Source organism: Thalassospira sp. ABL2_045 (assembly GCF_056161285.1).
On the sequence record NZ_JBSWYV010000006.1, the window covers coordinates 123,989 to 146,988 of the forward strand.

Here is a 23,000-nt window from a genome sequence, read left to right on the forward strand (position 1 = left end):
GTAAGGATAGCGGATCAACATGCCAGATCAAAACAATGGCGCAAAAAACAACCTGTTGTTGATCGAAGATAATCCGGGTGACGCGCGCCTTGTGCGTGAAGCACTGCGGGAGTTCAAACAACCGGTTGAATTGCATCACGTTAAAGATGCGATCACAGCATTGCAATTCTTGCAGCAGGATGGCCCGTATCGAAATTCGCCGCGCCCGCGCCTGATCCTTCTGGATCTGAATATGCCGCGCAAGGATGGCCGCGAAATGCTGAGCGATATTCGTAATGACCCCAATTGTGCATCCATCCCGGTCATTGTCCTGACCACATCCGGTGCCGAACATGATGTCGATCTATGTTATGCCGCTGGCGCAAACTGCTATTTGCGCAAACCGGTTGATGTGACAGAATTCATCGAGCTGATGAAAATGATCGAATCATTCTGGCTGGGGCTGGCGTTAACCCCCACGCCGTAACCCTCTGCCAGCGAGACTGCCGTGTCCCGCCCAACTTCTGTGTTTTTCCGGTCCTTCGACTTCCCCACGAGCCTGCGGATCGCGCTGCGCGAATTGCGCAAGCCCGGGACCGGGATCGCAATCCTTTTTGCCACACTTGTCTTTGCCACGACCATTCTGGTGCTGAGCGTCAGCCTGACCCAATCGGTGCGTGACGGATTGCGTCAATCCGCCCAACAAACCATCGGCGGCGATATATCGTTGCGACTGTTTCACCGCGCGCCAAGGGACGAAGAAATCAGTTTCCTTGAAACGCTTGGCACAGTTGGCATCAGCATCGAACAACGAGTGATGGTCGGACCATCCAACGATCAGCCACCGGTTCTGTCGGAACTGAAGGCCGTTGATCAGGCCTATCCGCTATATGGCAGCCTCAGCCTTTCACCCGACATTGCGCTTGGTGATGCCCTTGCTGTCAAAGACGGCACTCCCGGCATCGTGGTCGGACCGGAATTGCTTGAAGAAAACGACCTTGAGATTGGCAATCACCTTGATCTGGCCGGTCAACCCTATCAGATCCGCGCCAGCATCACCGCGGAACCGGAACGCACATTCAGATTGTTCTCGCTTGGCCCCCGGGTGATTGTCAGGCTTACGGCCTATCGCGATAATCCGCTTCTGGCGCCAGGCAAGCAGGTTTACTGGTATTTGCGCCTCAAATTGCCGTCGGGCAGCAATCAGACGCCCGAACAGATTATCGCCGCCATTGAGGACCGGTTTCCCCAAAGTGGCTGGCGGATCGTCAATGCCGCGGATGGCGTTCCGGGGCTTGAACGTATTGGCAATTTTGCCTCCGCCTTTGTCAGTTTGATGGGCATCGCCATTTTTGCCATCGCGACAAGTGCGATCCAAAATTCCTTGCGTGCCGACCTTGGCGCAAGACAGTCCCGATTTGCCACCATGCGCAGTCTGGGTGCCCGTCCGCGCGACATCGGTTGGAGTATTATCTGGCTGCTTGGGCTGATCACCGGTGCCGCCATCCTGATCGCGGCGTTGCTGACCGTTGCCCTTGGCATGGTTATCGGACCGATGCTGTTGGGGTCCCTTGGGGTTGCCGTGCAACCGGATTTCTCCGCCAGTCTGATGATTATCGCCTTTGTGTTTGGCTTTGTGGCGCTTGTTGCTGTTAAACCGGTGAGCGATGCCTGCCAGACCTCCCCCGCCTGCCTGTTTCGCCATCAAACCGAAAACTCGCTGGCCTCCCGGTCGACGGGGCTCAAGTTGATTAAAGCCTTGCTGGCGGTTGGTCTTCTTGCCATTGCCGGCGGCCTGATTGATCTGGGCTGGTTTGCCTTCGTCGTGCTGGGACTATTGATCGCCTGTCAGGGGCTGTTTGTCCTGCTTGGTCGCGCGATCCAAATGCTGGCCGGACGGCTTGCGACAAAGCCCCTGTTTGCGCCCAGCCTACGCTTGGCCCTACGCAACATTGCACGGCCCACAGCCCCGACGGTGACCATCACAGCATCGTTTGGTCTGGCCATGGCCTGTCTGTGTGCCGTGTTGTTGTTTGGCGCACTGGCGGGACACCATCTGAAATCGGTATTGCCGTCGCAAACGCCCGATGTGCTGTTTTTTGATATCCCGCCCGCCGAACAAAATGCTTTTCTGGCCAACGCTCAAGGCCATGACGCCTTCAAGACCGCCACACAGATGCCCTTCCTGCACGGGCGTGTAACGCATTTGAATGGTGTGCCCCTGACCCGTGCCGATGTCCCGCGACGCTATCACTGGTTCCTGCGCGGGGATCGCGGAATGTCCTGGACCGATCAGCCAACAGGCGATATGCGCGAAAACCTGATAGCCGAAGGGCAATGGTGGGCCGCCGACAGCGTTAATCAAAACCTTGTATCGCTAGATGCGGGGGTCGCACGGGCTGTCGGCATTACGCTTGGTGATCAGTTGACGCTTAATATCATGGGGCAGCCCTATGAGGTAACGGTCGCCAACCTGCGCCAGATTGATTGGACACAGCTTGGGCTGGATTTTCCGATCGTGCTTTCACCGATGGAACCGGTTTTTGATCACGGCGTGATCAGTTCACTGAACCTGCAAGACGGCGCCCAGCTGCAAACTGCCGTGGCGCCCCTGCTTCAGGCCTATCCAAACATACCGGTGATTTTCGTTAACGAGGTGCTGGCAAAACTGACCCGGTTATTCGAGGGCGTGGTGACAGCCCTGATCGGGCTGACAGCGCTTGCCACCATCGGGTCGATCCTGGTGATCGTGTGTGGGTTGATCGCGCTTCGTCAGCAACAAACCGAAATCCTCGCCATGCTGCGCGCCCTCGGACTGAGGCCAAATCAGATCAACAAGACAGGCGCGCTTGAAACCGGCCTGATGGTGGCAACCGGCGGGCTGGTGGGTGTGCTGACGGGAAGCGCAATTGCCATTGCGGCCGCCCAAGCCATCGGCACAATCAATCTGGTGCAGATCGCCCAAATCGCGGGCCCGATGGCGTTGGTCACTTTCGGATTGGTGCTGTTCATCGGGTTTGCGGGGGGCTGGTTCTTGCAAGCATCATCCTTGCGCGCCCAAACGGGCTGGCGCGGATAGTCTCATTTTGCCTGTAGATAACAAAAAGGCCGCCCCATCAGGACGGCCTTTTTAAATGATTTTCTGAAACCGACGATTAGTTGGTCAGGGCCTGGATCTGTGCACGGGCCACGTCGAGCGCGCGCTCGGCATTGGCTTTGTCGTGTGCAGTCTCGGCAGTCTTGAGGTCGGCTTCTGCCGCTTCAAGACGGGCCTGCGCTTCGTCAGCTTTCAAATCGGAAACCGGAACCGCTTCTTCTGCCAGAATGGTGCAACGCTCGGGATTAACCTCTGCAACACCGCCAGCAACGAAGATACGTTCGGAAACCTTACCACCTGCATAGATGTCGATGACACCCGGACGAATGGTCGAGATCATCGGCGAATGCTTCGGCAGCACACCAAAATTCCCGTCCGTGCCCGGAACAACGACCATCTCGACCGGCTCAGATTTGAGCAGGGCAGACGGTGAAACAAGTTCCAGTACAGTCGTATCAGTCATGACAATCCTCGCTCCTTAGCCGGAGGGGGACCAAAGCTGCCTTAGGCAGCTTCGGCCATCTTCTTGGCTTTTTCGATGGCTTCTTCGATGGTGCCGACCATGTAGAATGCCTGTTCCGGCATGTGGTCATATTCACCAGCGCAGATCGCCTTGAATGCCTTGATGGTGTCTTCGAGCTGAACGAACACGCCCGGAGTACCGGTGAAGACCTCTGCAACGTGGAACGGCTGCGAAAGGAAACGCTGGATCTTACGGGCACGTGCCACGACCAGTTTGTCTTCTTCCGAAAGCTCGTCCATGCCGAGGATGGCGATGATGTCCTGCAGACCTTTGTAGGTCTGAAGAACACGCTGAACTTCACGTGCGGTCTCGTAGTGTTCCTGACCGATAACGCCCGGATCAAGAGCACGCGAGGTGGAGTCAAGCGGGTCAACTGCCGGGTAGATGCCGAGCTCGGCAATCTGACGGTTCAGCGTGGTCGTTGCATCAAGGTGAGCAAACGAGGTTGCCGGTGCCGGGTCAGTCAAGTCATCGGCCGGGACGTAAATTGCCTGAACCGAGGTAATGGAACCTTTTTTGGTCGAGGTAATACGTTCCTGCAGCGCACCCATGTCGGTTGCCAGCGTCGGCTGATAACCCACAGCAGACGGGATACGACCGAGAAGTGCGGACACTTCCGAACCAGCCTGGGTGAAGCGGAAGATGTTATCGACGAAGAACAGAACGTCCTGGCCTTCTTCATCACGGAAGTATTCCGCAAGGGTCAGACCGGTCAGAGCAACACGTGCACGGGCTCCCGGGGGTTCGTTCATCTGGCCATAGACCAGTGCCGCTTTGGATTCGCCTTCCGGATTGATAACGCCCGATTCCATCATCTCGTGATAGAGGTCGTTACCTTCACGGGTACGTTCACCAACACCGGCGAAGACCGAGTAACCACCGTGGCCTTTTGCCACGTTGTTGATCAGTTCCATGATAAGGACGGTTTTACCAACGCCCGCACCACCGAACAGACCAATTTTACCACCTTTGGTGTACGGCGCGATAAGGTCGATGACCTTAATGCCGGTAACCAGAATTTCGGTGTCGGTTGCCTGATCGACGAAGTCCGGTGCTTCACGGTGGATCGGCGCGGTTTTGGTCGCTTTGACTTCACCACGTTCGTCAACCGGCTCACCGATAACGTTCAGAATACGACCCAAGGTTTCCGGACCAACCGGAACCGAGATCGCGTCACCGGTATCGATGACTTCCTGACCGCGCTTCAGACCTTCGGTGGTGTCCATTGCGATCGTACGAACCGCATTTTCACCAAGGTGCTGTGCAACTTCAAGAACCAGGCGCTGACCGTTGTTGTCAACATGCAGCGCATTCAGAATGGGAGGCAGTTCGCCGTCGAATTTAACGTCGACGACGGCGCCCATTACCTGGGAAATTTTCCCCGCCTTCTTGTTCGCCATAGGTATTGTCTCCTGCTCGGACAAAGCTATCCGTTAACTTCCTGCGACCCGCTTACAAAGCCTCGGCGCCGGAAATGATTTCAATCAGTTCGTTGGTGATCTGAGCCTGACGTGAGCGGTTATACTCGATGCTCAGTCGGTCGATCATGTCGCCGGCATTGCGGGTTGCGTTATCCATCGCGGACATACGCGCGCCGTGTTCAGATGCACTGCTTTCAAGCATTGCACCGAAGATCTGGACGCCAACGTTACGCGGCAGCAAATCAGCCAGAATGGCTTCTTCGGACGGTTCGTATTCGTAAACCGCAGAAGAACCGGTTGCTTCTTCCTCACCGTCAACTTCTTCACCCGCGAACGGGATCAGCTGCTGAGCGGTTGCCACCTGCGAAATCGCGGACACGAACTTGTTGTAGAAGATCGTGCAGACGTCGAATTCGCCTTCGTCGTAAAGCGCCAGAACCTTGTCTGCCACCTCGGTTGCAGAGGAGAAATCAATCCCCTTCTTGCCCTCGATGCCAGTATACCGGGCGACAATATTGTCACCAAATTCACGCTTGAGCGCATCTGAGCCCTTGCGGCCAACGCAGATGATTTTAACGGTCTTGCCTTCGCCCTTAAGAGCGAGGGCCTTGAGTCGAGCCGCTTTCACGATCGATGCGTTAAAACCACCGCAAAGGCCACGGTCAGCGGTGAAGACGACGAGCAGATGCACATCGTCCTTACCGGTACCGGCCAGAAGCTTCGGAGCCCCTTCGTTGCTGCCGACGGCAGTTGCAAGACGGCCCAGCATCGTCCCCATGCGTTCTGCATAGGGACGGGCTGCTTCCGCTGCATCCTGTGCACGACGGAGCTTGGAGGCTGCCACCATCTTCATCGCCGAGGTAATCTTCCTCGTCGATTTGACGCTGGCAATGCGCGAGCGCAGATCCTTCAAACTAGCCATTGCGTTTCCTCCTTCGCCTAAGTTTCAGTCTTACGCGAAGGTTTTCGCGAACTTGTCGAGGAACGCTTTCAGCTTGCCTTCTGTCTCATCAGACAGTTTCTGCTCGGTGCGGATCGCATCGAGGATATCAGCGCCAGCCGAACGAATTTCGGACAGGTACTGTTCTTCGAAGGCGCGGATCTTGGTTACCGGAACATCATCCAGGTAGCCTTTAACACCAGCATAGATCACAACAACCTGCTCTTCGACCTTGAGCGGCGAGTACTGCGGCTGCTTGAGCAGCTCGGTCAGACGTGCGCCACGGGCCAGAAGTTTCTGGGTCGCCGGATCGAGGTCCGATGCGAACTGAGCGAATGCTTCCATCTCACGATACTGCGCGAGTTCCAGCTTGATCGAGCCGGCAACCTGCTTCATCGCTTTGATCTGTGCGGACGAACCAACACGCGAAACCGACAGACCAACGTTCACAGCCGGGCGTACGCCTTTGTAGAACAGGTCGGTTTCAAGGAAGATCTGACCGTCGGTGATCGAGATCACGTTGGTCGGAATAAACGCGGAAACATCGTTACCCTGGGTTTCAATGACCGGAAGTGCGGTCAGCGAGCCAGCGCCGTTTTCGTCATTCATCTTCGCAGCACGTTCCAGCAGACGGGAGTGCAGATAGAAGACGTCACCCGGGAATGCTTCACGTCCCGGCGGGCGGCGAAGCAGCAGCGACATCTGACGATAAGCAACAGCCTGCTTGGACAGATCATCATAGAAGATGGTTGCGTGCATGCCGTTGTCACGGAAGTACTCACCCATTGCGCAAGCAACGAACGGTGCGATGAACTGCATCGGCGCCGGGTCGGATGCGGTCGCAGCAACAATGATGGTGTTTTCCATCGCGCCGCGCTCTTCAAGGACCTTAACAACCTGTGCAACGGTCGAACGTTTCTGGCCAACTGCAACATAGATGGAGAACATCTTGTCGCTGTCGGATTTCGCTGCATCGTTCACCGGCTTCTGGTTCAGAATGGTGTCAACGATGATGGCGGTTTTACCGGTCTGACGGTCACCAATGATCAGCTCACGCTGGCCACGGCCAATCGGGATCAGGGAGTCAATCGACTTGATACCGGTCTGTACCGGCTCATGAACCGATTTACGCGGAATGATGCCCGGTGCCTTGACGTCGGCAAGGCGACGTTCTTTGGCAGCAAGGTCACCCTTGCCGTCGATCGGGTTACCCAGACCGTCAACAACGCGACCCAGAAGTTCTTTACCAACCGGAACGTCAACGATGGCGCCAGTACGTTTAACCTGGTCACCTTCCTTGATCGAACGGTCAGAACCGAAGATCACGACACCGACGTTGTCTTCTTCGAGGTTAAGGGCCATGCCCTTAATGCCACCCGGGAAGTCAACAAGTTCACCAGCCTGGACGTTGTCCAGACCGTAAACACGGGCAATACCGTCACCGACGGACAGAACCTGACCGACTTCGGCAACTTCGGCTTCAGCACCAAAATTGGCAATCTGATCCTTGAGAATAGCGGAGATTTCCGCGGCGCGGATTTCCATCACGCAACCCCTTTCATAGCGAGCTCGAGCTTCTGCAGTTTAGTACGAAGCGAGGCATCAAAAACCCGGGAACCGACCTTGACGACAAGACCGCCAAGAACAGCCGGATCAACTTTAAGGTCCACTTTGACAGTGGCGCCGACAACTTCTTTGAGAGCGCCGGTAACGGCTTCGATTTGCTCTTTTTTCAGCTCATTTGCCGAGGTCACCTGTGCGGTAACTTCGCCCTTGTGAGCCGAGAGCATGGAAAGGTAGGAATCGATGACATCCGGCAGGGCAAACAGACGACGCTTCTGAGACAGAAGTCCTACGGTCTTCTTGGTCAACTCGGAAACGCCGAGTTTATCCAGAAGAGCCGCCATCGCCTTGGCCTGCACGTCCCGGGAAATCACGGGACTGCGGAGTACATTCCGGAGGTCATCGCTGTCTGCGATGGCCTGGTCGAGCAATTCAAGATCGCTTTTGACAACATCAAGCTGGTTGGCCGAATTGGCCAAGTCAAACAGTGCTGTGGCGTAGCGCCCTTGGAGCCCGGTCGCGGCAGTATTTTGGGACACCGGTGAAAGCCCTCAATTCTGGTTATGAGAACGACTCGGATACGTATAAAAAAATGATCCCCCGAAAGGGTTTCCTTCCGGGAAGCGAGCGTTTGGTATCACATGTCCTTGGAGGGGGCAACCCCCGCGCAAGCGCAATTGCGCGCTCTTTTCCATTCTTTGGCAAAGATGGGCCAAAACACCCCGAAATCGCCCATTTTTAAGGCAGGCTTACAACTATTTTATAACACGCCCGCAATCGCCGATCCGCTCCGAAGGTTAACGAATTCCTGATTCCGGCGACGAATCCCCCAAAACGGGACCAATCGCGCGATCCTTGAGCAAAAACAGCGTGGAAACCCGCCCCGACTGTGACCGAGGTCACGTTATTTTGGCCGAAATGACACAGCAATCATCGATATGGGTCGTTTGGGGTTCAGCTCAGGCCGGCCAACCAGACAGACCTTCACGGGTGCTGAGCTCAACAAAGGACGCACGAGACGTGATGCGTTCGACATATTGGCGCAAGGTCGGCCTATCGATGGCAGAGCACGGCATCTTGCGCGACCAGCGCATCAGCATGACAGCCAACATGTCGACCATCCCGAATTGATCGCCCAGCAAATACGCGCCGTTTTTCAGCAGGCGGGCTTCGAAATCATCCCACACGCCACCGATCCGTTTTTCCGCCAGCGCCTTGACCGCACCGGCCCCGTCGGGATCGCCATCCTTGGCAGCATAGAGCCAGTCTCGCATCGCAGGCATCAGGGTATTGGCAATATAAATCGCAAACTGCAGCCATTCGGCTCTTTTGGGACTCGCTGGTTCGGGCGCAAGCCCACTTCCGGAATGCCGTTCTGCCAACAGCATCATCAAAGCAACGGTTTCGCCATATGCAGTGCCATCAATGATCAAAGTCGGCACGCGCCCGGTCGGGTTGAGCTGAAGGTAATCGGGATTGCGTTGTTCACCGTTTTCAATATCGACCAGAACAGCCTCGAACGGCACACCATGTTCGATCAGCATCCAGTGCACTGCCATGCTGGCAGTTCCGGGTGCGTAAAAAAGCTTATAGGTCATGAGAGGCAATCTCGGTGCTGTTGGTTGGGCATGCGGGAGGCGATCAAATGACCTTAGTGATTTCCTGTCTCTGTATCCAGTACCACCTGAAAACCCGCAAGCACTGCAAAACCCACAAGATTCTATTCGTGATGGCGCACAAGATGCCGTATCATTTCCCGACCACCAACCATGCGAACCGGGATGCCCGTGCCATATCGCCTCGGACGAGCCTTTCGATCAGAAAACTTTCTGATCTGTATCTTGATGCTGCTGGCCCTGATGTTCTCTCAAGGCAAACAGTCGCTGGCGCGCACCCTGATTATCGAGGGGCTTGAAGAAGAACCGCTTAAATGGATGGGGCATGAAGAACCCAAAGGCATCGATATCGACATCATGACCGAGGTCCTCAATACCATGGGGATCAGCGATTATGTCTTTCGTTTTGTCGATACCGGCAGCCGATTGCTGCACAATGCGCGCAATGGCAGATCAGATATCATCCTGACCCTGTCGATGAGCGACAAACGCGCCAAGTACCTTATATATCCGGACGAAGCCCATCTGTTGCTTGATTGGCGCTTTGCCGTCCGGGCCGAGGACAAGGATGCCATCCGGTTTGAAGAATTTTCCGACCTGTCACGGGTGCGGATCGGGGCGGCGGCCGACTATTCCTATACCCCTGCATTCTGGAATTCGGGTCTGGATATCCAGACGGTGGCGCGCGGTGATCTTTTGATTCCGATGCTGCTGCAAAAGCGTTTTGATGCGGTGCCGGTCAATTACCTGAATACCATTTATGACAGCCTTGAGAATCGCTATCGCGACAAGCTGGCCTTCCTGTATCCGCCGCTGCGCCGGGCACCCTATTATAATGTGTTCTCACGGGCGTCCGACTATCCGGGCAAGGATATGTTTCTGGCCGAATATGACAAAATCATCCGCGAGATGCGCGATGATGGTCGCTTGCTGGAAATATTTGAACGCTATCTTGGCGCGGACGGCTACGACTGGTGGCAGTCGCAATATTCGCAGTAAGCGCCCTGAAGGAAATCCACCTTACATAAAGCTGTAGGGATCAATATCGACCTGCACCCGGACACTGCCCGGCGTCTTGACCTTTGACAGCCAGTCATGGATCAACGCCTGCATCTTGACCGACTTGTCAGCCCGGATCATGAAGCGCCGGCGGTAGCGTCCCCGCAACAGCGAAAGCGGTGCCGGGGCCGGTCCCAATACCATCAATCCATCCCCACGCGGGGCGGCACGACCAATCCGCCAGGCGGCTTCATCGACCTCGTTTTCTTTTTTGCCACTTATTATAAGGGCGGCCAGGCGACCATGCGGCGGCATGCCATGGGTCATGCGCTGGGACAGCTCCACCTCGTTAAAGGCATCACGATCCCCTGCGGCAATCGCTTTGATCACCCGGTTGGCCGGATCCGCGGTTTGCAGGATTACCGTGCCAGGTCGATCCCCGCGCCCAGCACGCCCGGCCACCTGGGTCAGCAATTGATAACTGCGCTCTGCCGCGCGCAAATCACCACCGGCCAAGCCAAGATCGGCATCAACCACGCCGACCAGGGTCAGCATCGGGAAGTGATAGCCCTTGGCCAAAATCTGTGTGCCGATCAGAAGATCGACTTCGTGATTATGCACCCGCTTGATCAGTTCGGCCGCGGCCTTGGGTCCCATGATGTTATCGGATGTCGCGACCTCGACCCGGATATCGGGGAAGGTTTCAACCGCTTCCTCATAAAGGCGTTCCACCCCCGGCCCGCAGGGCGCCAGCTTGCCCTCTGCCCCGCAGGATGGGCAGACTTCCGGCGCCTTGGACTGATAACCGCAGTGATGGCATTGCAATTTGCCCCATGCCCGATGTTCAACCAGCCAGGCCGTGCAATTCGGACACTGAAAGCGATGACCACAGGCGCGACAGAGTGTCAGCGGTGCGTAGCCACGCCGGTTCAGGAACAACATCGCCTGCTCACCACTGGCAAAGGTTTCTGCCAGACGTTTTTTAAGCGTCGGGGTAATCCAACGATTGCGTTCGGGTTTGTCCTGACGGATATCGATGATCTCGACACTGGGCAATACGGCCGCACCATGACGACTGCCAAGCTGGACGCGCTGATAGCGCCCGGCCTCGACATTGGCCAGCGTTTCAAGCGACGGCGTCGCAGAGGCCAGAACGACCGGGATATTGCCCAGATGCGCGCGCGTCACCGCCATGTCGCGCGCGTGATACATCACCCCGTCTTCCTGCTTGAAAGCGTGTTCATGTTCCTCATCGACCACGATCAGACCAAGATCGTGATAGGGCAAAAACAAAGCCGACCGTGCCCCGACAACCAACCGTGCCGAGCCATCGGCCACCGCCCGCCAGGTATCACGTCGGCGCGCCTGCCCGACTTCGGAATGCCAAAGGGCCGGCTCCACCCCGAACCGGTCGCGGAAACGTTGCAGCCACTGGGCCGAAAGCGCGATTTCCGGCAACAGGACGACAACCTGCTGCCCCTTTGCCAAGGCGGCACGGACCGGCTCAAAGTATACCTCGGTCTTACCCGACCCGGTGACACCATCCAGCAAAGTGCAGGAAAACCCGCCCTGCTCCAGACGGGCGCACAGCGCATCGGCGGCCTCGTTCTGTTCCGTCGACAAATCGGGGCGCGGAATATCAAGATCGGGGGCGTCAAACGGCGATGGTGGGGTAACCATCAAGCGCTGCACGGCACCTGCTTCGACCAAGCCTTTAACAACGCTGGCCCCGACACCGGTTTCACGCAGGATATCGCCCTGCTCCATCGGTGGATGGTCGGCCAGAAAAGCCAGAACCCGTTTGCGCGGCGGCGTCATGCGCAGGCCTGAAACGTCAAATTCCGGGTTCAGGGTAAAACGAAAGATCGGTTTGGGGGCCTCAAGCGCGTCGGGCACGCTCATCGCCATGCGCAAAACTGCCCCCTGTGGGGCCATGGTATAGGCCGAGACCCAGTCAATGAATTTGCGCGTCACGTCATCCATGGGGGGCGTTGGCAACACACCCAGAATTTCGCGCAGTTTGGCGGGATCAACATCGCCCTTGGCATCGCCCCAGACGACGCCGCGCTGGGTTTGTCGGCCCAATGGAATTTCAACGAAATCGCCCGGTGCAACCGACACACCTTCGGGCACCAGATAGTCATAGGGGCCAGCCAAAGGCAGGGGCGGCAGGACGCTCACGGTCTGGGCGGTTACCTCAAAGGCCGGATCATTCGCAAACAAATTTCCAGAGGTGGCCTTTGCGGCACTCATATATTATAAACCCCGTGAGGTTGCCCATCCGACCGGTGCCCTTTCAGGATCGCCAGCTACAGGGCACAAGAAAATAACGGTCCCACAGCAAGGATCTGGTTCCGTCATCAGATGATCCAGAACCTAGCAGCTAACCGCATCATTGAACAACAGGTCCTAAACAGGAATTCCAATGAAGTTTTTCATCGATACCGCTGACATCGACGCAATCCGCGAACTGGCCATGTCCGGCCTTGTGGACGGTGTCACCACCAACCCCTCGCTGGTAGCAAAGTCTGGCCGACCGTTTCTCGAACTGATCAAGGAAATTTGTGACGTTGTCGACGGCCCGGTCAGCGCAGAAGTTGCTGCGACCGATTACGAAACCATGGTTGCCGAAGGCCGCAAGCTTGCCAAGATCGCCGACAATGTCGTCGTCAAGCTGCCGCTGACCGCTGATGGTCTCAAGGCTTGCCGCACTTTCACCGACGAAGGCATTCAGACCAACGTCACGCTGTGCTTCTCGGTTGGTCAGGCCATTCTGGCTGCCAAAGCCGGTGCGACCTATGTTTCGCCGTTCGTTGGCCGTCTGGATGACATTTCCTCTGATGGCATGCAGCTGATTGCCGACATCGTTGATGTTTATGGCAACTACCCGAACTGGACCACCGAAGTGCTTGTTGCTTCGGCACGTGGCCCGCAGCATGTTGTCGACTCGGCCCGTCTCGGTGCTGACGTTGTCACCATCCCGCCGCAGGTTCTGGGTCAGCTGACCAAACACCCGCTGACCGACAAAGGCCTTGAAGCCTTCCTCGCCGATTGGGAAAAAACCGGCCAGTCGATCCTCTGATTTTGGATCGCTGATCGCGATAAACATATAAAAACCGGCATCGCGTGCGGTTTTTAACATGCATTTAACCCGGCAGCCCGCATTGTGGCAGCCGGGTTTTTTGTTTCTCACTTTTCAAGCCGGAACCGATGGAAAAGACAGCTTTGCGCGCCGATGATGTCGCGGACTACCTTGCCGAACATCCCGAATTCTTCACCACGCGCCCGGACTTGCTTGAAAGTCTTGATCTGCCGATGCGCGAACTGGGCAATGGCGTTGCCGACATGCAGCAATATGTCGTCGCCCGCCTGCGCGACGAGCGCGAAAAGCTGCGCGGGGCCACCAGCGAGCTGATCAATATTTCCAAATCCAACCTCGAAACCCAAAGCCGCATTCACCGTGCGGTTCTGGCTTTGCTTAACGCACGCGGGTTTGAAACCTTTGTCGAGGCCTTACAAGACCTTGTCCCCGAACTGCTCGACCTTGATGCCATCGCGCTGTGTTTCGAGGAATGCAACGAAGCGCCGGTGCCAAGCTGTGATGGCCGGGTCCGTCGCCTGGTCGCCGGTGCAGTTGATCAGGTTCTTGGCGAAGAACAGGATGTCTGGCTTCTGCCTGATGATGCCGGGGATGAGGCGATTTTTGGCCCGAAGGCATCTGATATCCGCTCTGCCGCGATTGTGCGTCTGGCACCGTTTTATGGCGATCCGGTCGGGCTTGTTGCCTTTGGCGTCAAGGAACCCGATTATTTCAGCCCGGCACAGGCCAATGACCTGATCATGTTCCTGGCTTCTGTCATCGAGTTTGGTGTGCGCCGATGGTTGACCCAAACGGTCTGACCGCCATCACCCTACCAAACGATGTGCGCGACGCCATTGCCGACTGGCGTGGCTGGCTTGCCGATGAGCGCCGCGCGTCTGAGCACACCACGGAAAACTATCTGGCCGATCTTTATGCCTTTTTGGGGTTTGTCAAAGACCATCTTGGCGATGCCCCGACGCTTCGCGATTTGCTGCGTCTGAACCCGCGCGATTTTCGAAGCTGGCTGGCCCGGCGCAGCATGGATGGTATGGCCAGGACGTCTACGGCGCGTGCACTTTCAAGCTTGCGCAATTTCTATCGGTTTTTGGAACGGTCCGGGCGCGGGCAGAATGCCGCCGTGCAGTCGATCCGCAACCCGCGCCTGCCGCAATCAACACCGAAGCCACTCGCCCCTGATGATGCGATGGCGGTGCTTGAAAATGCCGATGCCTGGCAGGATGAGCCGTGGCTTGGCAAACGCAACCTCGCGCTTTTTACCCTGCTTTATGGCTGCGGATTACGTATTTCCGAGGCGCTGGATTTGAACGCCAATCAACGCCCGACCAGGGATTCGATGGTGATCACGGGTAAGGGCAACAAGCAGCGCCTTGTCCCGGTTCTGCCCATCGTGCGCAACGCGATCGAGGATTATATCCACAGTTGCCCGTTTGCACCCAATGGCGATGACCCATTGTTCCTTGGTGCGCGCGGCAAACGCCTTGTCGCACAGGTCGCACAACGCGAAATGCGCAAGGTGCGCGAACTTTTAAACCTGCCCGATACCGCCACCCCGCATGCGCTGCGCCATTCCTTTGCCACGCATCTTTTGGCCGGGGGCGGTGATTTGCGCACCATTCAGGATTTGCTGGGCCACGCATCACTTTCGACCACCCAGCGTTATACCGCGGTTGATACCGAACAATTGATGGCGGTTTATAACGGCACCCATCCGCGTGCCCGGCGCTAAAGCCCACGTCGGAACCGCTTGGCGGGGCCGCGCGTTAAAACCAGATAAATCACCCTTTTTGTCCCACAAGAAGAAACAGAAGCCTCATGAAGCTCTTTCGATCCCGCCGCTTTGATGCCAGCCATCGCCACCGCCAGATTTACAGCGCGTATGAGATCGCCTATTCGGCCGTCGACCTTCTGGCTGCTGTGCTGTTCATTGTCGGAAGCTTTTTGTTTCTCGATAATGAAACAGTCAAGGCGGGGACGTGGATGTTTATCATCGGGTCGGTGTTCTTTGCCGCCCGCCCAGCCGTGCGTCTTGCGCGTGAGCTGCATTTGGCCGGATTGGGCGAAGGGGATGAGGAAGACGATACCGAAACCTCGCCGGCGGCCAGCAGTTCCGGTTCCTGATCCTCATTTGAGAAAATTTCAGTTCCTTGCGATCCCGGTTCGCCCTTAGACTGCGGACAAACAATTGATACGCCCGGAGGAAATCCATGATTCTGCGTTCGAGTGGTCCGTCGCCGTTTGGCCGGAAAGTTAAAATCGTTGCCAAGATGCTTGGCATTTATGACCAACTGACCGTCGAAATGTCGAACACCAACGACCCGGCTGATACCCTGCGCCAGCAAAACCCGCTGGGTAAAATCCCGATTCTGATTCTTGATGATGGCCGCAAGATTTTCGATAGCCGTGTGATCTGCGAATACCTTGACGCGCAGGTCGACGGCACCACCCTGCATCCGACCGAAAGCGATGCCCACTGGGAAGCCTTGACCCTGCAGGCACTTGGCGATGGCATTGTCGATGCATCGATCCTGCAGGTCTATGAAACCCGCATGCGCCCGGACGACAAACGCCATGACGACTGGCTGTCCTATCAGGCTGATAAGGTCAAACGGTCGCTGGATCATCTGAGTGCCAATGCGCCTTCCCTCGAAGGGGATCTGACGATTGGCCATGTCTCGATTGCCTGTGCGCTGGGTTATCTTGATCTGCGCTTTGATGGCACATGGCGTGAAAGCTATCCGACGCTGGTCAGCTGGCTTGAAACCTTTGACGCGCGCGTTCCGGCCTTTGAGGCCACCAAATTTGTCGCCTGATTTGCGATCCATTGGCGCAAGTTGGCACAACCCCGCTTGCGCCAAGGAGCAAAGCCGTTAAATCAAGTGCTTACCCACGAAAAAACAACCCGGAGCCTTTTATACAATGTCCCGTCTGAACAGCGTTATCCGCCGCCTTCAAGCCCAACGCGATTGCCTGAATGCGGCCGCCGAAATGATCAAGGATCAGGACGGGATCGTGCTTGAAGTCGGGCTTGGCAACGGGCGCACCTTCGATCACCTGCGCGAAATCATGCCAGACCGCGAGATCTTCGTTTTTGATCGCCAGATCGCTGCCCACCCGAAATGCATCCCCGATGATGATCATCTGTTCCTTGGCGATATTTTTGAAACCCTGCCCAAGGCGGTCGAGCGTTTCAAAGGCAAGGTCACCCTTGTGCATTCCGATGTCGGCACCGGCGATGAGGATCTTAATGCCAAGATCGCATCCTTTATCGGATCGACCCTGCCGCCGGCATTGATGAAGGGGGCGATTGTCGCATCCGATCAGAAAATCGATGTGCCGGGCACGATTGCTGAGCCACTTCCAGAAGGCGTTCCAAAAGATCGCTATTTCTTCCGTCGTTATCAGGGCTAATATCCTGCCCTGCATCGGTTCTGTTTCGGCGGAACAAGTTTTAGCATCTTAGGAAGTCGTGCCGTGGCCACCGCAAACGCCCCCTCACCCAGTGGAAGTCAATTGTCCGAAGCACAGGACTTTCTGGCCAATTATCCTGATGTCGAGGCCATCGACATCATCCTGACCGACTTTCACGGGATAGGCCGGGGCAAGACGATCCGGCGTCACGAACTCGAAAGCATCTATAAATCCGGGCGCGGCCTGCCAAGCTCGATCTTCGGGCAGGATGTCAGTGGCGAGGATGTTGATGATTGCGGCCTTGTGCAAACCGGTGGCGGCGGGGATTGCCGATGCTGGCCGGTGCCGGGCACGCTTGGCTATCTGCCCCATACCGGGCGCGGGCAGCTTCTGATTGCGATGTATGAAGAAGATGGCGCGCCACATGACGTGGACCCGCGCAATGTGTTTGGCGCACAGGTCAAACGTGCCGAAAAGCTTGGCTTCTATCCGATGGGCGCGTTCGAGCTTGAATTTTATCTGGTCGATCAGGCGCCGGATGCCCAGGGGCTTTATCACCCGGCCTCCTATGCCATCACCAAACGGCGCAGCAAATTGCGCAACACCATGTCCGTCGATGAGATTGACGAGATGTCGCCGCTTTTTGATGCGGTCTATGACGGGGCGAAGCATCTTGATCTGACGCTGGAAACCCTGATTTCGGAATATGGTCCGGGCCAGTATGAAATGACCATCCGCTATCGCGATCTGATGCGGGCAGCCGATGACGTGATCATCGCCAAACGCCTGATCCGCACGGTGGCACGGCGCTTTGGCAAGGAAGCCGTGTTTATGCCCAAACCATTTGGCAATGAAGCCGGATCGGGCATGCATTTGCATCTGTCCCTTGCCGGCCCGGATGGCAACAACCTGTTTGCCGACGAGCCGGACGGATCGCTAAGCCCGCTTATGCTGCATGCCATTGGTGGCATTCGCGGCACGATTGGCGAAACCATGTTGCTCCTCGCCCCGTTCATGAATTCCTGGCGGCGCTTTGCATCAGCGATGTATTCACCGGCCTCCGATGACTGGGGTGTTGAAAACCGCACCGTGGCGCTCCGCGTACCCGGCACACCGGGCAAAACGCGCCATTTCGAACACCGCATTGCCGGTGTCGATGCCAACCCCTATCTGGTCGCGGCCGTGACCCTTGGCGCGGCCCTTGACGGCATCGAAGGCAAAATCGACCCGGGCAAACCGTGCGAAGATGAAATCGGCGAGGCAAAGGCCCCCAACGACCTGCCGCGTCATTGGCTGGATGCGATTGATCAGTTTGGCGCATCCGAGTTCAACAAACGCACGCTTGGCGAACGCTTCCACACGGCATTTACCAAAATCAAGCAAGCCGAATACGAACAGATGGCGCTCAAGGTTTCGGCGGCAGAGTGGGAATATTACGGGTTTTCTGTCTGACCCCTATTCCCGTCCTGTTCTGAACGTGAACGATATTCCTCTTCACATCACCTTTAATCACTCATAATTGGGCAAAAGGGAATCCCTGCTCGGACTCCTTCGTTTTGCGCAATCCAATATTTGATCGGCTAAAACTTAGCGGAGGCGATTACCATGACCTTTAATAGTAGAAGTTTCGATGACCTTGATGCACTCTATTCAAGAATTCGAGAGGGAAACCGAGAAGCAATTATCGGAAATGATATCGTTGTCGACCCTCTGCCATTACCCGGCGAGCTTCGCTGGGGAATAAGCACTGTTTTCCGGCCAAAACTGAGCGCTGAACTTTGGGAAGATATCTCTGATCTCCGAAAAACCTTGGGCAATGCCCATGCGGCGTATGACCAAAGCAGTGTTCATGTCACAGTCCGTTCTAATGAGGGCTTCCGCCCAAACATCGCCGATGGCGATCATGATGTTGACGGATACGCTGAAGCTATGAAGGCTGTTATAGAGGACCACGCACTGTTCGAGGTCACATTCAAAGGTTTAATTGGAGTTAGAACTGGTGTGCTACTTTGCGGGTACCCGCATTTTGACTTAATTGAACTTAGGAGGAAATACTTCCTCGAGCTGGAGGCTCGGAACCTTATTCGCCCAGGACCAGAGCCTACTATCGAGAAACTACGAAATACTTGTCACGCCAGCATGATCATGTTTTCTGAGCCACTCTCTGACCCAAAGAAGTTCGCGTCGCACCTTGATAAATTAGTAAATAGAAACTACGGCACAGTAGCGATCGATACATTCGATATTGTGTCTTACTCACGCACACTCAGCCATATTAAGACTGCAACACATGCTACAGTTCCGGCAGGCCCGGTAGAGCCTGGGTAACCCACATGATGTTAGCGTCAGTAGCTTAGATCCAAACCAAGGAAATTGCTGAGCGCAAGCGTGATGCCGCCAACAGCCATAAGGGCGAGCACGAAAAGGCCTGTTACCTTGGCGCTGGCGCGCAGGACGGCTTGCCTGCCGTACTTTTGGCCCTGGTCGTAATGCCATTTGATGGCGAAAAACATCGCGATAAGCAGTGCGGCAGCTTTAAACGTGCCAAAGGCGATCGGGACCCAATCCATATTCAAGACTCTCATATGTATTCGTTATGCGTTTTATGCCCTGATCCGGGGTCCCGCGCATATTTCTTATTCTACAAGGCAGGTATGTAACAGCAGGCTGAAAAACAGCGAAACCGTTTGTGCGAACGCGCATTTGAGCGCCAATCCGTTACGTAATCCGGGCCAAATATAGAATTACTCAAAGGTAGCAGCACTGAGATTTATCAATCAGATGGGCTGTTGTTGACGCAAGGCTGCCTTTCTTTGCCGCCCAATTCCTTGCCATCCCTGCCCAATGGCGATATTGAAGTCTTCAAACTGTCATTAACTTGCGATGCCGGGCCCCGCGCATTATCTCCGGCTTGCAACCAGGCGAGATGAGAAGACGCCATGAATGAAATGATCACCATTGCCGAGGCCTCGGCCGACGCAATGTCGGAAATGCAGATTGATCCCACCCTTGATCTGGAAGCTGAGATTCAGCGCCTGAAAAAGGAAAAGAACGCGATCATTCTGGCCCATTACTATCAGGATGGGGAAATTCAGGACCTTGCCGACTTTGTCGGTGACAGCCTTGATCTGTCGCGCAAGGCAGCAGCAACCGATGCCGATGTCATCGTGTTCTGCGGCGTGCGCTTCATGGCCGAAGTTGCCAAAATCCTGAGCCCGAACAAAACCGTTCTGCTGCCGGACTCCAAAGCGGGCTGCTCGCTCGAAGATTCTTGTCAGCCAGAGCCGTTCCGCAAGTTCCGCGAACAGCATCCTGATCACGTCTCGATCACCTATATCAACTGCTCGGCCGAGGTAAAGGCGGCGTCCGATATCATCGTGACCTCGTCCAATGCTGCCGAGATTATTGATCAGATCCCGGCAGATCAGCCGATCCTGTGGGCGCCCGACCGTCATCTCGGCTCCTATCTTGCCAAAAAGACCGGCCGTGAGATGACGCTTTGGAACGGGTCCTGCATCGTGCATGAGCAGTTCTCCGAGCGTGAGCTGATCCGTCTTAAGACCCAGAACCCGGATGCCAAGATCGCAGCCCACCCGGAATGCCATGACGGTATTCTGAAACATGCCGATCATATCGGCTCGACCCGCGCCATTCTGGAATATGTGATCAACGGTCCGGATCAGAAATATCTGATCGCGACCGAGCCGCACATCATCCACCAGATGGAAAAGGCCGCCCCGAACAAGGAATTCATCCCGGTGCCGGGGGCAGACGGATCATGCGCGTGCAACAACTGCCCGTTCATGGAGCTCAACACTCTTGAGAAGCTCTATCTCTGTCTGGTCAATAACGGCCCGCAGATCGTCATGCCCGAAGACCTGCGCGTCAATGCGGTCAAGCCGCTCGAACGCATGCTGGAAATGTCAAAAAACATTCCGGTCAAAAAAGACGACGCGGCCTAAGCCAATTGATCTCACAGCCCCGCAAATCTTGCGGGGCTGTTTGCCATTCCCCATCAGAATTCAAAGCAGCCCGCCATCATGACCGTCCTGACCCAAGCCGAAATCGCGGAATTCATTGATCGCTCCTTTGCCGAGGATATCGGTACCGGCGACATAACATCAGACAATGTCATTCCCGCTGATGCCCGCCTGCGGGTCGCGCTTGAAACCCGCGAGGATATCGTGGTCGCCGGCCTTGATATCGCCCTTGAATGTTTCCGCAAGCTGGTCCCCGATGCCAAGATTGAAAAACGCTGCGAAGACGGGGATGCGATTGCCGCCAAGGACGTCATGGCTGTGGTCGAGGGCAATGCACGCGGCATCCTGACGGCCGAGCGTACAGCGCTGAATACCCTGCAGCACCTGTCTGGCATTGCCACCACGACGCGCACCTATGTCGCGGCGATGGGCGAGACGACCGCAAAGCTTCTTGATACCCGCAAGACCCTGCCCGGTTGGCGCAAGATGGAAAAATACGCCACCCGCATGGGGGGTGCACAAAACCACCGCATGGGGCTTTATGACGGGGTGATGATCAAGGACAACCATATCGGTGTTGTCGGATCCATCACCAAATGTGTCGAAGCCGCGCGTGCCGCCAACCTGCCCAAGATTGAAGTAGAATGCGACACCCTTGATCAGGTGCGTGAGGCCGCAGATGCCGGAGCAGATATCATTCTGCTTGATAACATGGGACCGGACATGTTGCGCGCAGCGGTTGCAATTGTTGCCGGTCGCTGCAAGACTGAGGCATCCGGGGGTGTCAACCTTCAGACCATCAGTGCGATTGCCGCAACCGGGGTCGATTATGTTTCCGTCGGGCGGATTACCCAATCCGCACCGGCCGTTGATATCGGACTTGATGTCGCAATCCTGTGAGGCCGCATGCGTGAAAGCAGTCAAAGCACCACAGACCCAGCCCTTATCAAGGTGATCGAAACCGCCAACTGGATTATGCGGGATGGCGAAAACATCCTGTCGGTCAGAAGCCACGGTCGTGACCGGTTCTATCTGCCCGGAGGCAAGATTGATCCGGGTGAAACCGCGCGCGAAGCCATCAAACGCGAAATCAATGAAGAACTCGGTGTCGACCTTGTGCCCTGCACCTTGCGCCGACTGGGGACCTTTGCCGGACAGGGCCATAACCAGCCCGACGGATCGGTTGTCCGGATGACCTGCTTTACCGGCGATTATTCCGGCACCCTTGCCCCGGCAAGCGAGATCGCAGAACTCAGGTGGCTCTCACCGCGTGAACGCCATCTGATGGCCCCGATGGGTCAAAAAATCACCGCCGCCCTGTTTGATATTTGATCCCCTTTCAACGCCACTCAGCCAACAGGCAGCCTATTTCACCCGTATCACCCCTCCAAATGTTCACTTTATGTTCTAAATTCTTTGTGATAATAATGCCGTGCAACTCGGCATCAAAGGATCGACACATGACGCAGGACAAAGGGGCACTGCTTCGTGCACTTCACGAAGAGCCCGGTGCATTTATTATTCCCAATCCATGGGATATCGGAACAGCCAGAATTCTTGCAGCACTTGGCTTTCGCGCCTTGGCAACGACCAGTGCAGGCATGGCATTTTCTCTGGGCGTTGCCGAGGGCAAAACATCACCCGAAAATACATTCAAGCATTGCGAGGCAATGGTTTCTGCCACACCACTTCCCGTGACGGCCGATCTTGAAAAAGGGATGGGCGATAGTCCGGAAAGCGCGGCGAAAACAATTTCGACCGCGGCATCGATCGGCCTAGCTGGCTGTTCGCTTGAAGATCACACAGGGGATCGGGAAAAACCGATCTATGATTTCTCGCTTGCCGTTGAACGCATCCAGGCTGCCGTCGAAGCACAATCAGCCCTGCCCCATGATTTTGTCCTTACCGCACGATGTGAGAATTTTTTGTGGGGACGTCCTGATCTTGACGAGACGATCAAGCGCCTTCAGGCATTTGAAGAGGCAGGTGCTGATGTTCTTTATGCGCCGGGTCTGTATGATCTTGATACAATCCGCACTGTTTGCACGTCGCTGAGCAAACCGGTGAATGTTGTTATGGGCATGCCTGGAAAAACGTTCAGTCTGGCCGAGTTGGCCGAGGCTGGCGCAAAAAGGATCAGCGTCGGGTCCGCACTTGCCCGCCTTGCCTACGGCGCCTTTGTCAATGCATCGCGTGAAATGATCGACACCGGAACATTCGGGTTTTCCGATCAGGCCATGGGTTTTGCCGAGCTTGAGGAATTCTTCACCGCATAAAGAACGCAACGCCCGGTCACGAAGGCGCAACACGTTAATCCTGTGAGCAAACCCAAGCAGCCCCCCGGCACAAGCATGGCCAACGAGCCGAGAAC

23 protein-coding genes are annotated in these 23,000 nt (G+C 56.0%); 15 read left to right on the forward strand and 8 right to left on the reverse strand.

What is annotated here, in order from left to right; genetic code table 11:
* Nucleotides 1-19: 19 nt before the first annotated feature.
* On the forward strand, nt 20-466 hold the full coding sequence (locus ACXAIA_RS10835; RefSeq protein ID WP_475344114.1) for a response regulator: 447 nt from the start codon (nt 20-22) through the stop codon (nt 464-466).
* 21 nt (nt 467-487) lie between these two features.
* Nucleotides 488-3,058, forward strand: a complete 2,571-nt coding sequence (locus ACXAIA_RS10840) for an ABC transporter permease (RefSeq protein ID WP_475349338.1) — start codon at nt 488-490, stop codon at nt 3,056-3,058.
* A gap of 76 nt (nt 3,059-3,134) precedes the next feature.
* Here the strand turns inward: ACXAIA_RS10840 and atpC are convergent, their stop codons facing one another.
* The 6 genes from atpC to ACXAIA_RS10870 all read right to left on the reverse strand — a co-directional run bounded on the left by atpC (nt 3,135) and on the right by ACXAIA_RS10870 (nt 9,121).
* Nucleotides 3,135-3,539, reverse strand: a complete 405-nt coding sequence (gene atpC, locus ACXAIA_RS10845) for an ATP synthase F1 subunit epsilon (RefSeq protein ID WP_475344108.1) — start codon at nt 3,537-3,539, stop codon at nt 3,135-3,137.
* Between the two features lie 41 nt (nt 3,540-3,580).
* Entirely contained in the window at nt 3,581-4,999 is a 1,419-nt protein-coding gene (gene atpD, locus ACXAIA_RS10850; RefSeq protein WP_475344105.1) for a F0F1 ATP synthase subunit beta, read from the reverse strand.
* Between the two features lie 52 nt (nt 5,000-5,051).
* Nucleotides 5,052-5,942, reverse strand: a complete 891-nt coding sequence (locus tag ACXAIA_RS10855; protein WP_475344102.1) for a F0F1 ATP synthase subunit gamma — start codon at nt 5,940-5,942, stop codon at nt 5,052-5,054.
* A 30-nt stretch (nt 5,943-5,972) separates the two neighbouring features.
* Nucleotides 5,973-7,505 carry a F0F1 ATP synthase subunit alpha gene (gene atpA / locus ACXAIA_RS10860; RefSeq protein ID WP_475349339.1) on the reverse strand — a complete coding sequence of 511 codons (1,533 nt, stop codon included), beginning with the start codon at nt 7,503-7,505 and terminating at the stop codon, nt 5,973-5,975.
* Nucleotides 7,505-8,062: a F0F1 ATP synthase subunit delta gene (locus ACXAIA_RS10865; RefSeq protein WP_475349340.1), complete on the reverse strand. Its 558-nt coding sequence runs from the start codon at nt 8,060-8,062 to the stop codon at nt 7,505-7,507. Before ACXAIA_RS10865 ends, atpA begins: the two co-directional genes overlap by 1 nt.
* Nucleotides 8,063-8,482: 420 nt before the next feature.
* On the reverse strand, nt 8,483-9,121 hold the full coding sequence (locus ACXAIA_RS10870) for a glutathione S-transferase family protein (protein WP_475349341.1): 639 nt from the start codon (nt 9,119-9,121) through the stop codon (nt 8,483-8,485).
* 246 nt (nt 9,122-9,367) lie between these two features.
* On the opposite strand from ACXAIA_RS10870, the gene ACXAIA_RS10875 reads away from it, so the two are divergent.
* Nucleotides 9,368-10,138, forward strand: coding sequence for a substrate-binding periplasmic protein (locus ACXAIA_RS10875; RefSeq protein ID WP_475349342.1), 771 nt, complete (start codon nt 9,368-9,370; stop codon nt 10,136-10,138).
* A 21-nt stretch (nt 10,139-10,159) separates the two neighbouring features.
* Here the strand turns inward: ACXAIA_RS10875 and ACXAIA_RS10880 are convergent, their stop codons facing one another.
* On the reverse strand, nt 10,160-12,391 hold the full coding sequence (locus tag ACXAIA_RS10880) for a primosomal protein N' (RefSeq protein WP_475349343.1): 2,232 nt from the start codon (nt 12,389-12,391) through the stop codon (nt 10,160-10,162).
* A gap of 172 nt (nt 12,392-12,563) precedes the next feature.
* Here ACXAIA_RS10880 and fsa point away from each other — a divergent pair, with 172 nt between their 5' ends.
* From fsa to ACXAIA_RS10920, 8 genes are all read left to right on the forward strand, one after another.
* Entirely contained in the window at nt 12,564-13,220 is a 657-nt protein-coding gene (gene fsa / locus ACXAIA_RS10885) for a fructose-6-phosphate aldolase (protein WP_064788713.1), read from the forward strand.
* Nucleotides 13,221-13,348: 128 nt separating this feature from the next.
* The gene (locus ACXAIA_RS10890; protein WP_044827252.1) at nt 13,349-14,038 is read left to right on the forward strand and encodes a DUF484 family protein; all 690 of its coding nucleotides are present in this window, start codon (nt 13,349-13,351) and stop codon (nt 14,036-14,038) included.
* The gene (locus ACXAIA_RS10895; protein WP_475349344.1) at nt 14,017-14,967 is read left to right on the forward strand and encodes a tyrosine recombinase XerC; all 951 of its coding nucleotides are present in this window, start codon (nt 14,017-14,019) and stop codon (nt 14,965-14,967) included. The genes ACXAIA_RS10890 and ACXAIA_RS10895 overlap by 22 nt, the downstream gene beginning before the upstream one ends.
* Nucleotides 14,968-15,053: 86 nt before the next feature.
* Nucleotides 15,054-15,359, forward strand: coding sequence for a YrhK family protein (locus tag ACXAIA_RS10900; protein WP_475349345.1), 306 nt, complete (start codon nt 15,054-15,056; stop codon nt 15,357-15,359).
* 86 nt (nt 15,360-15,445) lie between these two features.
* Complete coding sequence (locus ACXAIA_RS10905; RefSeq protein ID WP_475349346.1) at nt 15,446-16,051, forward strand: glutathione S-transferase family protein; 606 nt, start codon at nt 15,446-15,448, stop codon at nt 16,049-16,051.
* Between the two features lie 106 nt (nt 16,052-16,157).
* Nucleotides 16,158-16,649, forward strand: coding sequence for a class I SAM-dependent methyltransferase (locus ACXAIA_RS10910; protein ID WP_475349347.1), 492 nt, complete (start codon nt 16,158-16,160; stop codon nt 16,647-16,649).
* A 63-nt stretch (nt 16,650-16,712) separates the two neighbouring features.
* A complete protein-coding gene (locus tag ACXAIA_RS10915) occupies nt 16,713-18,101 on the forward strand; it encodes a glutamine synthetase family protein (protein ID WP_475349348.1) in 1,389 nt (462 codons plus the stop codon).
* Between the two features lie 153 nt (nt 18,102-18,254).
* Nucleotides 18,255-18,977, forward strand: coding sequence for a hypothetical protein (locus tag ACXAIA_RS10920; RefSeq protein ID WP_475349349.1), 723 nt, complete (start codon nt 18,255-18,257; stop codon nt 18,975-18,977).
* Nucleotides 18,978-18,994: 17 nt separating this feature from the next.
* Here ACXAIA_RS10920 and ACXAIA_RS10925 read toward each other — a convergent pair whose 3' ends face one another.
* Entirely contained in the window at nt 18,995-19,219 is a 225-nt protein-coding gene (locus ACXAIA_RS10925; RefSeq protein WP_475349350.1) for a hypothetical protein, read from the reverse strand.
* 369 nt (nt 19,220-19,588) lie between these two features.
* Between ACXAIA_RS10925 and nadA the strand changes: the two genes are divergently transcribed.
* The 4 genes from nadA to ACXAIA_RS10945 all read left to right on the forward strand — a co-directional run bounded on the left by nadA (nt 19,589) and on the right by ACXAIA_RS10945 (nt 22,905).
* Nucleotides 19,589-20,611: a quinolinate synthase NadA gene (gene nadA, locus ACXAIA_RS10930; RefSeq protein ID WP_475349351.1), complete on the forward strand. Its 1,023-nt coding sequence runs from the start codon at nt 19,589-19,591 to the stop codon at nt 20,609-20,611.
* 78 nt (nt 20,612-20,689) lie between these two features.
* Nucleotides 20,690-21,529 (forward strand): carboxylating nicotinate-nucleotide diphosphorylase, encoded by an 840-nt coding sequence (nadC, locus tag ACXAIA_RS10935; RefSeq protein ID WP_475349352.1) that lies wholly within the window; start codon nt 20,690-20,692, stop codon nt 21,527-21,529.
* Between the two features lie 6 nt (nt 21,530-21,535).
* The gene (locus ACXAIA_RS10940; protein ID WP_475349353.1) at nt 21,536-21,961 is read left to right on the forward strand and encodes an NUDIX hydrolase; all 426 of its coding nucleotides are present in this window, start codon (nt 21,536-21,538) and stop codon (nt 21,959-21,961) included.
* Between the two features lie 128 nt (nt 21,962-22,089).
* Entirely contained in the window at nt 22,090-22,905 is an 816-nt protein-coding gene (locus ACXAIA_RS10945) for an isocitrate lyase/PEP mutase family protein (RefSeq protein WP_475349354.1), read from the forward strand.
* Nucleotides 22,906-23,000 lie beyond the last annotated feature (95 nt).

Coding starts and splice junctions, on each gene's coding strand:
- ACXAIA_RS10835 (WP_475344114.1), top strand. CDS start 20: ATGCCAGATCAAAACAATGGCGCAAAAAACAACCTGTTGTTGATCGAA.
- atpC (WP_475344108.1), bottom strand. CDS start 3,539: ATGACTGATACGACTGTACTGGAACTTGTTTCACCGTCTGCCCTGCTC.
- atpD (WP_475344105.1), bottom strand. CDS start 4,999: ATGGCGAACAAGAAGGCGGGGAAAATTTCCCAGGTAATGGGCGCCGTC.
- ACXAIA_RS10855 (WP_475344102.1), bottom strand. CDS start 5,942: ATGGCTAGTTTGAAGGATCTGCGCTCGCGCATTGCCAGCGTCAAATCG.
- atpA (WP_475349339.1), bottom strand. CDS start 7,505: ATGGAAATCCGCGCCGCGGAAATCTCCGCTATTCTCAAGGATCAGATT.
- ACXAIA_RS10870 (WP_475349341.1), bottom strand. CDS start 9,121: ATGACCTATAAGCTTTTTTACGCACCCGGAACTGCCAGCATGGCAGTG.
- ACXAIA_RS10875 (WP_475349342.1), top strand. CDS start 9,368: ATGCTGCTGGCCCTGATGTTCTCTCAAGGCAAACAGTCGCTGGCGCGC.
- ACXAIA_RS10880 (WP_475349343.1), bottom strand. CDS start 12,391: ATGAGTGCCGCAAAGGCCACCTCTGGAAATTTGTTTGCGAATGATCCG.
- fsa (WP_064788713.1), top strand. CDS start 12,564: ATGAAGTTTTTCATCGATACCGCTGACATCGACGCAATCCGCGAACTG.
- ACXAIA_RS10890 (WP_044827252.1), top strand. CDS start 13,349: ATGGAAAAGACAGCTTTGCGCGCCGATGATGTCGCGGACTACCTTGCC.
- ACXAIA_RS10895 (WP_475349344.1), top strand. CDS start 14,017: ATGGTTGACCCAAACGGTCTGACCGCCATCACCCTACCAAACGATGTG.
- ACXAIA_RS10900 (WP_475349345.1), top strand. CDS start 15,054: ATGAAGCTCTTTCGATCCCGCCGCTTTGATGCCAGCCATCGCCACCGC.
- ACXAIA_RS10905 (WP_475349346.1), top strand. CDS start 15,446: ATGATTCTGCGTTCGAGTGGTCCGTCGCCGTTTGGCCGGAAAGTTAAA.
- ACXAIA_RS10910 (WP_475349347.1), top strand. CDS start 16,158: ATGTCCCGTCTGAACAGCGTTATCCGCCGCCTTCAAGCCCAACGCGAT.
- ACXAIA_RS10920 (WP_475349349.1), top strand. CDS start 18,255: ATGACCTTTAATAGTAGAAGTTTCGATGACCTTGATGCACTCTATTCA.
- ACXAIA_RS10925 (WP_475349350.1), bottom strand. CDS start 19,219: ATGGATTGGGTCCCGATCGCCTTTGGCACGTTTAAAGCTGCCGCACTG.
- nadA (WP_475349351.1), top strand. CDS start 19,589: ATGAATGAAATGATCACCATTGCCGAGGCCTCGGCCGACGCAATGTCG.
- nadC (WP_475349352.1), top strand. CDS start 20,690: ATGACCGTCCTGACCCAAGCCGAAATCGCGGAATTCATTGATCGCTCC.
- ACXAIA_RS10940 (WP_475349353.1), top strand. CDS start 21,536: ATGCGTGAAAGCAGTCAAAGCACCACAGACCCAGCCCTTATCAAGGTG.
- ACXAIA_RS10945 (WP_475349354.1), top strand. CDS start 22,090: ATGACGCAGGACAAAGGGGCACTGCTTCGTGCACTTCACGAAGAGCCC.